Annotated in this window: 12 protein-coding genes; 5 read left to right on the top strand and 7 right to left on the bottom strand. The window is 72.3% G+C overall.

Annotated features, from left to right (window positions below):
* Window positions 1-79: 79 nt before the first annotated feature.
* Window positions 80-1,486: a DUF6777 domain-containing protein gene (locus AC067Z_RS14370; RefSeq protein WP_478789797.1), complete on the bottom strand. Its 1,407-nt coding sequence runs from the start codon at window positions 1,484-1,486 to the stop codon at window positions 80-82.
* A gap of 159 nt (window positions 1,487-1,645) precedes the next feature.
* On the opposite strand from AC067Z_RS14370, the gene AC067Z_RS14365 reads away from it, so the two are divergent.
* Window positions 1,646-2,923, top strand: coding sequence for a streptophobe family protein (locus AC067Z_RS14365; RefSeq protein WP_478789796.1), 1,278 nt, complete (start codon window positions 1,646-1,648; stop codon window positions 2,921-2,923).
* A gap of 20 nt (window positions 2,924-2,943) precedes the next feature.
* On the opposite strand, the gene AC067Z_RS14360 is transcribed toward AC067Z_RS14365, so the two are convergent.
* The 3 genes from AC067Z_RS14360 to AC067Z_RS14350 are packed head-to-tail and all read right to left on the bottom strand — an operon-like array spanning window position 2,944 to window position 7,187.
* Window positions 2,944-3,981, bottom strand: a complete 1,038-nt coding sequence (locus AC067Z_RS14360; protein ID WP_478789795.1) for a serine/threonine-protein kinase — start codon at window positions 3,979-3,981, stop codon at window positions 2,944-2,946.
* On the bottom strand, window positions 3,981-4,823 hold the full coding sequence (locus AC067Z_RS14355) for a hypothetical protein (RefSeq protein WP_478789794.1): 843 nt from the start codon (window positions 4,821-4,823) through the stop codon (window positions 3,981-3,983). The genes AC067Z_RS14360 and AC067Z_RS14355 overlap by 1 nt, the downstream gene beginning before the upstream one ends.
* A 6-nt stretch (window positions 4,824-4,829) precedes the next feature.
* Window positions 4,830-7,187 carry an FHA domain-containing protein gene (locus AC067Z_RS14350; protein ID WP_478789793.1) on the bottom strand — a complete coding sequence of 786 codons (2,358 nt, stop codon included), beginning with the start codon at window positions 7,185-7,187 and terminating at the stop codon, window positions 4,830-4,832.
* Window positions 7,188-7,404: 217 nt separating this feature from the next.
* On the opposite strand from AC067Z_RS14350, the gene AC067Z_RS14345 reads away from it, so the two are divergent.
* Window positions 7,405-7,920, top strand: coding sequence for an ATP-binding protein (locus AC067Z_RS14345; protein ID WP_478789792.1), 516 nt, complete (start codon window positions 7,405-7,407; stop codon window positions 7,918-7,920).
* Between the two features lie 74 nt (window positions 7,921-7,994).
* On the opposite strand, the gene AC067Z_RS14340 is transcribed toward AC067Z_RS14345, so the two are convergent.
* Entirely contained in the window at window positions 7,995-8,228 is a 234-nt protein-coding gene (locus AC067Z_RS14340; RefSeq protein WP_478789791.1) for a hypothetical protein, read from the bottom strand.
* A 138-nt stretch (window positions 8,229-8,366) separates the two neighbouring features.
* Window positions 8,367-9,284, bottom strand: a complete 918-nt coding sequence (locus tag AC067Z_RS14335) for a S1 family peptidase (RefSeq protein WP_478789790.1) — start codon at window positions 9,282-9,284, stop codon at window positions 8,367-8,369.
* Window positions 9,285-9,962: 678 nt separating this feature from the next.
* Between AC067Z_RS14335 and AC067Z_RS14330 the strand changes: the two genes are divergently transcribed.
* The 3 genes from AC067Z_RS14330 to AC067Z_RS14320 all read left to right on the top strand — a co-directional run bounded on the left by AC067Z_RS14330 (window position 9,963) and on the right by AC067Z_RS14320 (window position 12,881).
* Window positions 9,963-10,640, top strand: a complete 678-nt coding sequence (locus tag AC067Z_RS14330) for a DUF6629 family protein (protein ID WP_478789789.1) — start codon at window positions 9,963-9,965, stop codon at window positions 10,638-10,640.
* Window positions 10,641-10,849: 209 nt separating this feature from the next.
* Window positions 10,850-11,224 (top strand): hypothetical protein, encoded by a 375-nt coding sequence (locus tag AC067Z_RS14325; protein WP_478789788.1) that lies wholly within the window; start codon window positions 10,850-10,852, stop codon window positions 11,222-11,224.
* 262 nt (window positions 11,225-11,486) lie between these two features.
* Window positions 11,487-12,881, top strand: coding sequence for an NADP-dependent succinic semialdehyde dehydrogenase (locus tag AC067Z_RS14320; protein WP_478789787.1), 1,395 nt, complete (start codon window positions 11,487-11,489; stop codon window positions 12,879-12,881).
* A gap of 31 nt (window positions 12,882-12,912) precedes the next feature.
* On the opposite strand, the gene AC067Z_RS14315 is transcribed toward AC067Z_RS14320, so the two are convergent.
* Window positions 12,913-13,884 carry an NADP-dependent oxidoreductase gene (locus tag AC067Z_RS14315; RefSeq protein ID WP_478789786.1) on the bottom strand — a complete coding sequence of 324 codons (972 nt, stop codon included), beginning with the start codon at window positions 13,882-13,884 and terminating at the stop codon, window positions 12,913-12,915.
* Between the last annotated feature and the right edge of the window lie 33 nt (window positions 13,885-13,917).

Raw genomic sequence — 13,917 nt, 5'->3', positions numbered from 1 at the left:
GCGAGGAATGGTGACGCGGCCCATAGCCGCGCTCACGGACGGCGGGTCACACTCCCTTGCGCCAAAGGGAGCCGAGCTGCTAGACGACCCCGCTTCGGGCACCCAGGGGCCCCGGTGCGGGCAGCTCGTCGGGGGATTCCGGCGCGGACTCCGCGGCCGAGTCCTGGCCGCCCGACTCCGGCGCGGGCTGCGAGGGTTCGTCGGGCGGCGGGGAGTCCTCCTCCGGGGGCGGTTCCGGCTCCGCCGGTGGTTCGGACGTCGACGGCTCCGGCTCCGCCGGCGGTTCGGACGTCGAAGGCTCCGGCTTCGCCGGCGGTTCGGACGTCGGGTCCTGCGACGTGGGGGGCTTCTCCGGCGGACAGGTGGCCGGTGTTTCTCCGCCCGGACGCGGCGGACACGCTCCGCCCGACGGTGAGCTGTCCGACGGGGACGGCACAGGCTTCTTCGGGGGCGCCGTCTCCTTGTCCCGCGTCCCGCTGTCGCCGGCGGGGCGGGCGATCCACTTGTCCTTCTCGGCGTCGAACAGGACGAAGACGTCGACGGCTTCGGGGGCTGGAGCGACCACCACGACGTTCGACGCCGAGTAGCCGGGCCACGCCTTGCCGGTGGTCTTCGGTGTGCCTTCCTGCGCCACGGGCGGTCGGAGCGGATTGCCGCAGGCGCAGCGCACCCGCGGCACACCGCGCCGGTCGACGAGCACCGCGGTACCGGACTGCAGCACCGCCTGATAGGCCGTCGCCTTCCCGTCCTTGTAGCCGTGGTTGGTGACGCGGGTGTCCATGCGCAGTTGTACGGGAGTGAGCGACCGCAGATAGGAGGGGACGCGGTCCGCCGCCACCTTCTGGACCTCGGCGAAGGCCTGGTTCTTCGCGGGTTCGGCCGACAACGCGGTGATCTGTTTCTCCACGTCGCAGCTGGCGACCTTGCGGGTGCCTCCGTACAGCCCGGGCGCCGAACCCTGCACGCTGCGCGTGACATTGCTCCCGGACACCGTCGGGGCCGCACTGTCCGTCGGAGGTTCGGCCGGCTCGTCCGTCGGCCCGCTGTCGCGTGCAGTGGACTCGGTGAACGGATCGGGCCCGGTGGCGTTGGCGGCCTGCAGGAACACCTCGCCGCCGCTCCCGCCGTCCGAGCCGCCGCCGGGCCGGGTGAGGACGACGGCCAGCACGACGGCCGCGATGAGGGCACAGGAGATCACCGCGATACGGGGCGCGGACCGCCACCAGGGCCGGTCCGGCCCGCCGGGGCCGACGGGTGCTCCACCCGCGTCGCCGGGACCTTCCGGCCCACCGCGCGAGGCGCCCGAATCCCCTGGCCCACCCGGTCCGCTCGGCGGGGGCACCGGAGGACCACCCGTCGCACCCTGCGACGGGCCGCCCGACGAGCCGCCGCCCGGGGGTGGCGCGGAGCCGGGCCGCGAGGGGCCCGACAACGGGCCCGAAGGGGGGCCGGTGGGGCGGTCCGACGACGGCGGTTCGGTACTCACGGGCACTTCTTCCCAGGAGCCGGAGAACGGAGAGCGGGCAATCTGTCTGCTTTGTCAGTCATCGTGCCCATTGTGTGCCCAGCATCCCGGAGCGTCGCAAGCCGACGCGGTCGGCCCACCCGGGGCGCGCTCCGTCCGAGCCCTGCATAGCGTGGCAGGGTGAGTCAGCACGCATCGGCGCAGCCCGTCGGCACGACACGAGCGGCCCACGGCTGGCCGCACGCCCTCCTCGCCGTGCTGGCCGGTCTGGTGGCCATGGTCGTCGTCGCCGCCCTCGGACTGTGGGCGGCGGGCGCTGCGGATCTGCCCGGCGGCGCGTTCCCCAAGGTGCTCGCGGCCACCGTGGTCATGGCCGTCGGCGGTTCGATCGAGCTCTCCGGCGACGCCGGAGAGCTCGCCGAGACGAGCGCGGGCCTCACGGCGCTGCCGCTGTCGGTGACCGTCGTCGGCGCCCTGGTCGTGGCCGCCGGATTCCTGCGGCCACTGCGTCATCGCGCCGTGGCGTCGGCGCCCGAGCTGGCGGGCTGGGCGCTGCGGATCGCCGTGCTGTGGCTGCTCGCGCTCGTCGGCCTCGCCGTACTTGCCCGGTACACCTTCACCATCCCGGTCGAGGACCCGACGGGTGGACTCATCGACGCCTTCGGCGCGACCCCCCGGGTCGGCTTCCGCGCCGAAGTGCCGCAGACCCTGGTCATCGGGCTGCTGTGGCTCGCCGGAGTGCTCGCGCTCGCGCTCCTCGTGTCGCGCGGCGCGCCGCTGCCCGCCCGGCTGCTGCGGTTCCAGGAGGCCGTGCGGCCGGCCGCGTACGCGATGGTCGCCCTGTTGCTGGCCACCCTGGTGATCGGTTTCGTGATCGGTCTCGTCGTCGCCGCGACCCGCGGGCATCCCGCCGACACCTTCGCCGTGATCCTCCTCGGTCTGCCCAATCTGATGTGGCTCGCCCTCACCCTCGGTCTGGGCGGTTCCTGGGAGGGAACCGTGCAAGGGCCGTTCGGTCTGCCGATGCCGCAGATCCTGGACGAAGTGCTCCGCACCGGGGACGTGTCCACCCTCGACCTCGCGACGCTCACCGAACGCGACGCACGTGCCTGGTGGCTGCTCATCGTCTCCGCGCTGCTCGTCCTGGCCGCAGGGTTCCTGACGGCTGCCCGTTCACCGGCCCGGACACGGCTGTGGCAGCACGCCCTGCACATGGCGGTGGCGCTGGCCCTCACCGTCCTGAGTGTCAGTCTGCTCGCGCGCGTCAGCGCACACTACGGGCTGTCCCTGCTCGGCATCGGCGACCTCGGCGGCGACCTCGGGGGAGAGGTCTCGCTCCAGCCGCATCTGTGGCGCTGCTTCGGACTCGCCGCCGCGTGGGGACTGGTGGCCGGATTCCTCGGCGGTCTGCTCGCCTCCCGCGTCCACCGGCGCGGTGAGATCGACTCGTCCGGATGAACGGTCGCCCGTGCGATCGTTCAGCGTGCGGCAGGCGGTCCCGCGCCCCCGCCCCTGAACACCGGTTCGGCCCAGCGCGGCGGTCCGGGCGGCGGCCCGGGAGGCCCGGAGCGGCCCGCACCGCCCGCGTCCACCAGTGTCGGCGTACGCCCCGCCGCAGCCGGTCCGCCCGCCGCCGCGGCCCGCAGGGCGGCCACGAAGACCGCACAGGTCTCGTAGCGGTCCTCGGGGCTCTTCGCCATCGCCTTCGCGAACACCCCGTCGACGGCCTCGGGCAGATCCGGGCGCTGCTCGCTCAGCGACGGGGCGGGATCGTACTGGTGCGCCCACAGCAGGGCCATGTCGTCGTCGCGACGGAACGGCGGGGCACCCGCCAGCGTCTCGAACACGACGCACCCCAGGCTGTAGACATCGCATCTGCCGTCCACCGGCCGCCCCGAGATCTGCTCGGGAGCAACGTAGTCCAGCGTGCCGACGAACTGGCCCACGCTCGTGAAACCGGTCAGCGACAGGGACTTCTTCGTGAGCCCGAAGTCCGTGAGATAGACGTGTTCGGGGTGTTCGCTGTCAGTTCCCTCGGCGATCAGGATGTTCCCCGGCTTCACATCGCGGTGCACCAGGTCGTGTGCGTGCGCGGCGTCGAGCGCCGAGGCCACCTGCGCCGCGATCCGCCCGGCCACAGGCGCGGGCAGCGGCCCCTGGCGGTCCAGCAGGACACGCAGATCCTGGCCCGGGACGTACCGCATCGCGATGTAGAGCAGTCCGTCGGTCTCGCCCGCCTCGAAGACCGGCACGATGTGCGGGTGGTCGATGGACGCCGCGACTCGTGACTCGTGGGTGAAACGCTTGCGGAACGTGTCGTTGCGGGCGAGTTCGGGGGCGAGGAGCTTCAGCGCCACCGTCCGGTCGAGACGCAGATCGCGTGCCCGGTAGACGACCGCCATGCCGCCCCGGCCGACCTCGCGTTCCACCAGGTAGTCCGCGATCTGCGTGCCCACCAGCTCGGCGGGCCGTCCGCCGGTCGGTGCGCCGCCGGGAGGCGGCAGAGGAGGGGGCATCAGCGGTCACCGCGCCGGGTGGGCGGATGGCCGGTCCCGTCCACGAGCCGGGTCGTGTCGGGGCGGTCCGTGTCACGGTCGCCGCCCGGGTCGGTCTGTGCCGGCTCGACGAGCTGGGTCTCCTCGGCGTCGGGATTCCGGCCGGCGCCGACGCCCGGCCCCGGCTCGGCTCCGACGGTCCGGGTGGCTTCCGGATCCTGCTTGGGGCGGTCGCCGGGGGCTGCCTCCGGGCCGGCCGGCCGGGCGGGCCCCGGCTCCTGCCCCGGCCCGGCCTTGTCCTCGTCCCGCACCGGCTCGGGGGACACGATCCGGGTCGGTTCCGGCCGCGCGGCGGGCGGGACCGGGGCAGCAGTGGCGACGGGCGCCGCGGCGGCCGCCAGCGTGCTCAGCCGTACGCCGTCGCAGTACACCCAGCGCTCGTGTTCGGCGTCGTACAGCCACACCGACTCCCCGTCGACGACCATCCCCACCCGCAGTCCCTGTGTGCGGCGCCGGAAGCCCTCGCCGTCCGCGTGTCCGCCCGCCAGGTCCTCCGCCGCGCGACGGTAGCGGCCGAGCGAGTCCTCGACCCTCGCCAGCAGCGGCCGCGGATCGGCCGTACGGGCCATCGGCTGTGCGGCGGACGGAGGTTCCTGAGGGACGGACACCAGCAGACGTCCGTCGACCCATGCGGACCAGCCGTTGACGCACAGGATCCGCGCCCAGTCGCCGCGCCGCTCCAGCAGTTGAACCGGCAGCAGCGGATCCAGCGGCTCGGTGGGACGGGACACGTCGGGCCCCTCCCAGGCCGGCATCCCGGCCTGTGGAACGACATGCGTGGGGGCGAAGTCCCAAGTGGTCACTGCCGCCTACTTCCGCATGATCGCGGGCTCGTGCCGCCGCAACAGGCGTGTCACCGCGAAACCGAAGACCACCGACAGCACCACCAGCATCCCCATGTCGAGCAGCCACACCCCCGCGGAATGCGCGAACAGCGGATCGCCCGTCAGCTCGCCCGGCACGATCCGCCCGAGGTCGATCGTGCCTGCCATCGCGCCCAGCGCCCAGCGCGACGGCACCAGCCACGCCAACTGCTCGATCACCGCCACCCCGTCCAGTTCGAGCAGCGCACCGCAGAACACGACCTGGACGATCGCGAGAAGCACCAGCAGCGGCATGGTGACCTCCTCCTTGCGCACCAGGGCGGAGACCAGCAGGCCGAGCATCATCGCGGTGAACGACAGCAGGGCGACGGCGAGCGTGATCTCCACGAGCGGTGGCATGAGGACGCCCTCGCCGTCCGGGGCGTTGAGATCGACGCCCAGGAGGCCGACCAGCGTCAGGACGACGGCCTGAAGCACTGTCACCGTGCCCAGCACGACGACCTTCGACATCAGGTACGCCGATCTGGACAGCCCGACGGCGCGCTCCCGCTGGTAGATGACCCGTTCCTTCACCAGCTCGCGCACCGCGTTGGCTGCTCCGGTGAGCACACCGCCGACACAGAGGATGAGCAGCGCGTTCATCGCCGTCTCACGGTCGAGCCGGCTTCCTGCCAGGGCCCTCGCCATCGCGCCCATCACGAACGGCAGGGCGATCATGATGGCGAGGAAGGTCCGGTCCGCGCTGAGAGCCGCCGTGTACCGGCGCACCAGGGTCCGCAGCTGCGAGCCCCAGCTCTGTGCCTTCGGCGGCGGGGCCACAGGGCCCGCGGGACCGTCCGCCTCCAGCTGCGGCTGCACACTGGAGCCCTCGATGTACCGGCGGTGGAACGGGGATTGCGCATATGTCCCCGCCCAGTCGCGGTCCCGGTCGTTCTCGAACGCCTCGAACGCCTCCGGCCACTGCTCGAAGCCGAAGAAGGCCAGGGCGTCGTCCGGCGGGCCGTAGTACGCGATCCGCCCGCCCGGGGCCAGCACCAGCAGCCGGTCGCAGACGTCCAGGCTCAGCACGCTGTGCGTCACCACGATGACCGTGCGGCCGTCGTCCGCGAGACCGCGGAGCATGTGCATCACCGACCGGTCCATGCCGGGGTCGAGACCGGACGTCGGCTCGTCGAGGAACAGCAGCGACGGCTTCGTCAGCAGCTCCAGTGCGACACTGACCCGCTTGCGCTGGCCGCCGGACAGACTGTGGATCGGCTGTCCGGCCCGCTGCTCCAGGCCCAGTTCACGAACCACCTCGGCCACCCGCTCCTGCCGCTCGGACGCGGCGGTGTCCTGCGGGAAGCGCAGCTCCGCGGCGTACCGCAGAGCCCGGCGCACGGTCAGCTGGGAGTGCAGGATGTCGTCCTGCGGTACGAGGCCGATGCGCTGGCGCAGTTCGGCGTAGTCGCGGTAGAGGTCACGGCCGTCGTAGAGCACAGTGCCCCGGTCGGCGGGCCGTAGCCCGGTCAGGGCGTTCAGCAGCGTGGACTTGCCCGCCCCGCTCGGTCCCACGACGGCGAGCAGGCACTTCTCGCCGACGGGGAAGGTGACGTGGTCGAGGAGCGTCTTGCGTCCCCGGTCCACGGATACGGCCAGGCCCTGCACGTCGAGCGAGACCTCACCGGTGTCCACGAACTCCTGCAGTTCGTCGCCCACCAGAGCGAACGCCGAGTGTCCGATTCCCACGATGTCGCCGGGCAGCATCCGGGCTCGGGTCACGGGGCGGCCGTTGAGGTAGGTGCCGTTGTGGCTGCCGAGGTCGACGATCTCGTAGGTGCCGTCCGGCAGGGAGCGCAGCTCCGCGTGCCGGCGCGAGACGATCAGGTCGTCGACGACCAGGTCGTTGTCCGGGCCGCGCCCAATGCGGACGGCGCGGACCGGCAGGGGGCGGACGCTGGTAGGCCGGCGGAAGGTGCCCGTAGCGGCAGGCATCGACACGGACGAGGGACGGGCGGCCGACGATGGGGACGGGTGCGGTGTTTCGCGTCCCACGAGTGTGGCGCGGGGGCCGTCGGCGGCGCTGCCGAACCGGATCACGCTGCCCGGTCCCACGTCCCACTCGCGGATGCGCCGGCCTTCGGTGTACGTGCCGTTGGTGCTGTCCTCGTCCGCGAGGGTCCAGTGGTCGGCCTCGACGCGGAGCACCGCGTGATGCCAGGACACGCGTGCGTCGTCGATGACGATGTCGCTCAGGGGATCGCGCCCGACGTGGTAGTCCCGGCTCGGACTCATGACCGTGGTGCCTGTATCGGTTTCCACGACGAGTTCGGGCGCGGTGGGCGTGACAGGCCGCTGTGGCATGTCCGAATTCTAACTTTTTGATCCCACGGCCGCCCCCGGTCGACGTGCGTGCGGGCTCGGCGGGAGGGATTGCGCCGACCGGGCGTGGGCCGCGCGTGTTGCGGGGCGGGCCGGTAGCGGTGAATCTGTTAGTGACCCAGAAGCTGTACGTGCTCACTCTTCGTACTCGGGGTTCCGTTCTGTGAAGGAAGAGCCGTCGCATTGAGGAGCCACGGTCATGAACGTTCCGGTTGCCTGCCACTACAGAATCGAAGTGCCGGCGTCGCCAGAGCGCATACCGCAGATCCACCGCATTCTCGCGGCGCATCTGCGGTACTGGAGCCTGGAGCCCCACGTCACCCCGGTCTGCGGTGCGGTCGACGCACTCGTCGACAACGTCGTCCGCCATGTCGACGGCGACAAGACCTGTGTGGTGGAGCTGCGGTGGGCGGGCCGCCATCTCATCGCCTCGGTCGCCGACCGGGACCGACAGCTGCCGCCGGTGCGCACGTCGTCGCCGACGAGAGGCGGACTCGCCAAGGTGGCGATGCTCAGCGACAGTTGGGGCACCTGCGGCACGGACGACGGCAAGGTGATCTGGTTCAGCAGGCGGGTCCAGGAGGCCGAGCGCATCGTGCGCGGGCTTCGTGTCCCGCGCCGTCCCACCGTGGAGTTCAGGCCGCTGCCGGTCACCCTTTCCGTGCCAGCCGACCGGTCCGACGCGCCGCCCCTCGATGTGGCAGCCGTGTACTGACAAGCCCGAATTCCTGGCCGGGCCGGTCATGAGCAGGCAGACTCATGGCCGGCCGGCCGTATGTCGGCGGGGGCTCAGGCGGCACTTCTGTCCTGCCGTTCGGCAGGGTGCAGCGATGCCAGCAGGCGGAAGAACCCCGCTTCGTTGCCCGCCAGTCCGACCGCGCTGAGCGCCTCGTCGGCCTCGGCCATCGGTGCCGACAGCAGAGGAAGGGCCAGGGGCGCGCGGGCGGGGTCGGCGAGCACGGCCCTGGTGGTCTGCAGCAGCCGTACGTACGCCTGGGCGGCGGCGAGCTCGGGATCGTTCATCTCGCAGTTCCCCTCGTGAAGGTGTTGGACCGTCAAGCATCTCGTGGGGCACTGACAACGGCCGTCCGCCAGGGGATCCCTCATGCGCTAAGGGCCGGTGATCCGCCCGGAGGCGGATCACCGGCCCTTAGCGGCCGATCAGAAGATGCTCACGCCGTAGGCGCTCAGCGCCTCCGTCACGGGCTGGAAGAACGTGGTGCCGCCGGAGCTGCAGTTGCCGCTGCCGCCGGAGGTCAGGCCCAGCGCGGTGCTGCCGGAGAAGAGGGAGCCGCCGCTGTCGCCGGGCTCCGCGCAGACGTTCGTCTGGATGAGGCCGTAGACGATGTCGCCCCCGCCGTAGTTGACCGTGGCGTTGAGACCGGTGACGGTGCCGCTGTGCAGACCGGTGGTGCTGCCGCTGCGCTGCACGGACTGGCCGACGTAGGCATTGCCCGCCGAAGTGATGTCGCGGTAGCTGCCGTTGTAGAGGTACACGCGGCCGTCGGCTGCCGACGCGTTGGAGTGGCGGATGATGCCGTAGTCGTTGTTCGGGAAGCTGGTGCCGGTCCGGGTGCCGAGCAGGGTGGTGCTCGACGAGTTGGTGTACCAGGTGCTGCCGATGTTGGTGCAGTGGCCGGCCGTCAGGGCGTAGTAGGTGCTGCCGCTGCGGACGTTGAAGCCGAGTGAGCAGCGGCCGCCGCCCGCGTAGATGGCCTGGCCGCCGGCGATGAGCTTGTTGATCGTGCCTTCGGTGCGCTTGATCTCGAGGGCGCCGGCGCGCTCGCCCGCGGCCTTCCTGATCGTGGCGATCTCGGCGGCCGAGACCGTGGAGTCCGCCGTGACGACGACCTTGCCGGTCGCTTTGTCGGTGTACCAGGCGGTGCCGGGCACATCGGCGCCGAGGACGGCGTCGTTCGCCTCGGCGAGCTGGGCGGTGGTGGCCTTCGCCGCGGGGGACGGCTCGGCGACCGCCGAGGGGGCCGCAAGCGCGGAGACGGCCAGGAGCGCCGATGCGACGGCGATCAGCCGTGCACCTCTCGCCATGCCGCCGAGGGGGGACAAGCGCTTGATGTTCACTGCATCCTCCGGTGGGGATCCGGGGCCCGCTGGGTGGACGGGCCCGTGGGGACGCGGATGCCGGGCCGCCGACGGAAAGGTTCTCCGCCATGAGCCTGACAACCGTCGCTACGCATCCTGGAGCTGGGCGGATTCCGCGACAAGATCGCCTTTCGGCCGCTCTACGCGCGTCCATCGGGCATGCCGTTCTCGTTGGCGGGAGTGCTCCGATACGAATGGGGCCGAAGGGGTGCGGTGGCGGACGGTGGCGGAGGGCGGCTCGGGCGCGGAGCAAAGGCTCCGATTCGTTTGCTGGTCAACCATCAACTGACCGCGGAGTAAGAGGGATCGCGGCCGAACGGCCCGTTCGTCGAAGGGTGCAAGCGGAATGGGTCGCGCCGTTTTGGCTGCTCAGCGTCGCCATGCGCCTCACGTGGCGCGACCGGCTGTACCCGGCAGGGGGTGTCGCCGGCGGACGCCCCCTCCTCGCGTCGTTGCAGTGGCGCTCGCACACACCTGCCGCGCGCGCCCCGCGCAGCCGGATGCGGGCCCGGTGCCGCGCGATTGCCCGGCCGAACGCGCGCGCCGCCCTGGCCGACCGCTGCCCCCGGCCCGTGCGCGGGGCCCTTATGCCTGGATCGCTCCCCGTTCGCCCCGCACGCCCCCGTGTCCGGATCCGGACCGTCGTACGGTGACCGCATGTGCTGGAGCGCCACGGCCGACCTCGTCGGTGGCACCACGGTCGCCGCGGTCGGTGCCGTGTGTGTCGCCGCCACCGTGCGGCGGGGCCGGATGCGTGACCTGCCCGTCGCCGCACTGCCGTTGCTGCTGGGCGCCCACCAGATCGTCGAGTCCGTCGTCTGGCGCTCCGGTGGCGGGAGCGGCCCCGCCACCACGGCATGGGCGGTCATCGCCCTGCCGCTCCTCGCCGTCTGGGTCCCTCTCGGCGTTCTCCTCGCGGCGCCTCCCCGTGCCCGTGCGCGGCTCGCCGTCCCCGCTGCCGCTGGTGTGGCCACCGCCGCCGCGCTCGCCGCGACCCTGGCCGACCGCACCGTGAGTGCGGAGATCCGCGGGCACACCGTCGGCTACGCCATCGGTCTGCCGCACCCTGTCCTGCTGCTGAGCGGGTACCTCGCCGCCACCGTCGGCTCGTTGCTGCTCGCCGCCGACCGCACCCTGCGGTGGCTGGGCCTCCTTGTCGCCGCCGGGGCGGCCGGGTGCTTCGTCCTGTGGCGGGCGGAGTTCGTGTCCACATGGTGCGCGGTCGCGGCGGTCGCCTCCGTCACCGTCCTGGCCTGGACCCTCGGAGCGACACCGGCCGGGGACCGTCCCCGCCCCGGCCGGCCGGGGCGGCCGCGCGCGGGGACCGGGGCCTGACGGTCCCCGCGCCGACCCGCGTCACCTGCGTCCGAGCCGGACCGATCCGCTATTCCGGTGCATCGGAGCGGCCCTGCCGGGTACCCGGTACCGCCCGGCCCCGGCCCGGTCGCCACCGCACGCCCGCCGGGTGAGGCTGGAGGGGGACGGGACGCCCCGCGCTGCCCTGCGCGGGAGGACACGGTCCGGAACGGAAGGCGGAAATCACGGTGAACACTGCACAGGAGCCCACGGAGTCGGTCGTGGTCACACTTACCGGCTGCTCGAGGGAGGACGCGGACGCCGTCTTCCGCGCGCTCGGCCGCTCGTACCCCTCGGACCGTGCCGCGCACGAGACACCCCAGTACGTCTCCGAGGGCCACGCCACCGTGTGGACCACGACGTTCGACGTGACCCACCCGCTCGGCAAGGCGGAGCCCGTACGGCTCGCGTCAGCCGTGACGGCGGAGGTCCAGGGCGGCTACTGGGCCGTCGACCGGATGACGGAGACGCTCATGACGAGCTTCGACGTGCACGAGGAGGGCATGGCGGCCGGCGACCAGGAGAAGGACGTGCAGTTGCGGCTGGCCAGCGGCGTCCACTAGGCCCTGTCCGCAAGCTCTGCCCTGTCGCGCCGCTCAGCACGCGCCCTCGCTGCGTTGGCCAGTAGTCCTGGTGGCTCCGCTGCAAGGACTACGGCCGCCTTGCGATCGCACGCATCGGACGACGCTCCTGAACAGGCAAATATTGCCGGTCGCGGCACCAGGTCCTGTCCGCCCGGACAGGGCCTTGGCCCTCGGCCCCGAATCCCGGCCGGCCGCGCCCCCACCACCGTCCTGCCGCAGACCAGTTCCAAGGAGAACCGCCATGCCCATCGCCACCGTCAACCCCGCCACCGGCGAGACGCTCAAGACCTTCGACGCGCTGGGCGAGGAGGAGATCGAGCGCCGGCTCGCGGCTGCCGCGGCCGCCTTCGCGGAGCACCGCACGGTCCCCTTCGCACAGCGCTCCGCACTGCTGGGCCGCGCCGCCGACCTGCTGGAGAGCGACCAGCAGGAGATCGCCCGCACGATGACCACCGAGATGGGCAAGCCCATCGCCGCCGCCCGCGCGGAGGCCGCCAAGTGCGCCAAGGCCATGCGGTGGTACGCGGCCCGTGCCGAGGAACTGCTCGCCGACGAGCACCCCGCCGACGCCGACGTACGCGACTCCGGGGCCGCCCGCGCAACCGTGCGCTACCGGCCGCTCGGTGTCGTCCTCGCCGTCATGCCGTGGAACTTCCCGCTCTGGCAGGTGATCCGGTTCGCCGCTCCCGCCCTGATGGCAGGCAACGCCGGACTGCTCAAGCACGCGTCGAACGTGCCGCAGACCGCGCTGTACCTCGAGGACCTGTTCCGCCGCGCGGGATATCCCGACGGCTCCTTCCAGACCCTGCTGGTCGGCTCCGGCGCGGTCGAGGCCATCCTGCGCGACCGGCGCGTGGCCGCCGCGACGCTGACCGGCAGCGAACCGGCCGGGCGTTCGGTGGCCGCCGTCGCCGGCGACGAGATCAAGAAGACCGTGCTCGAACTCGGCGGCAGCGACCCGTACATCGTGATGCCGTCCGCGGACCTCGACCGAGCGGTCGGCACGGCCGTGACCGCCCGCGTGCAGAACAACGGCCAGTCCTGTATCGCGGCCAAGAGGTTCATCGTCCACACGGACGTCCACGACGCCTTCCGGGAGCGGTTCGCCGCGGCCATGAAGGACCTGAGCGTCGGCGACCCGATGGACGAGTCCACCGACGTCGGTCCCCTGGCCACCGAACAGGGCCGCGCCGACCTCGAGGAGCTGGTGGACGACGCACTCGCCCGCGGTGCCACGGCCGAATGCGGCGGCCGTCGGCCGCCGGGGCAGCAGCGCGGCTGGTACTACGAACCCACGGTGCTCACCGGGGTGGGCGAGGGGATGCGCATCCACCGGGAGGAGGCGTTCGGGCCGGTCGCCACCCTCTACCGGGTCGCGGGGATCGACGAGGCCGTCGAGCTGGCCAACGACACCACTTTCGGCCTCAGTTCGAACGCCTGGACCCGCGACGAGACCGAGGTGGAGCGCTTCTCCCGAGACCTCGAAGCCGGTGGCGTCTTCTTCAACGGGATGACCGCCTCCCATCCCGCGCTGCCTTTCGGCGGCGTCAAGCGGTCCGGCTACGGGCGGGAGCTGTCCGGCCACGGCATCCGCGAGTTCTGCAATGTCACCACGTTGTGGCACGCAGGGGAATGACAGGGTCCCGCGTCACCTCCCGCCCTGCGGGTCACTCCTCGACCCGCAGCACGAGCTTGCCGCGGGTCCGTCCCCGCTCGCCCCGGCGGTGTGCCTGCGCCGCGTCGGCCAGCGGCAGCACGTCCTCGACCTCGACCCGCAAGCCCTCCTTGTCGACGAGGTCCGCGATGTGGGCCAGCGCAGGGCCGTCCGGCTCGACCAGATAGGCGAGCGCCCGCAGCCCGCGCTCCTGGGCGGTGGCCAGCAGCTCGGGAGAGACCCCCGACGGCACCGCGACGATCGTGCCGCCGGGTCGCAGGGTCTGCAGCGAACGGGTGCTCGTGGTGTCGTGGCCGTCGCCGATCAGGTCGATGACGACATCCACGTCGCGCACCTCGTCCTCGAACCGCACCGCGGTGTAGTCGACGAGTTCGTCGGCGCCGAGCGAGCGCAGCCACTCGTGCTTGCCCGCCGACGCGGTGCCGATCACATGGGCGCCCAGCCGCTTCGCGAACTGCACGGCGAAGTGGCCGACCCCTCCCGCCGCCGCGTGGATCAGCACGCGCTGCCCGGCGCGCACGCCCGCGGCGTCCACGAGCGACTGCCAGGCGGTCAGCGCGGCGAGCGGCACCGCGGCCGCCTCGTCGTGGCCCAGCGAGGCGGGCTTGCGCGCGAAGTGACGTGACGGCGCGGTCACGTACTCGGCGTACGCACCGGCGGAGCGCGGGAACCAGGGCATCCCATACACCTCGTCACCGGGCCGGAGGGTGTGCACACCGAAGCCGACCTCCTCGACGACGCCGGAGACGTCCCAGCCGAGCACGAACGGGGGCTCGCCCAGAACGCCTGCCATTCCGCCGCCCGCACGGGTCTTCCAGTCCACCGGGTTCACGCCTGCCGAGGTGACGCGTACCAGCACCTCGGTGGGCAGCGGCTCGGGGCGCGGCAGCTCGGAGAGCCTGAGGACCTCGGGGCCGCCGAACGTGTCCTGAGTGATCGCGCGCATGGTCGTGGTGGTGCTCATCCAGAAACTCCTGTGGTGCGGAACCGATGATGC

The organism is Streptomyces sp. NPDC043812 (genome assembly GCF_056436245.1).
This window is presented reverse-complemented; position numbering and strand designations above follow the sequence as displayed.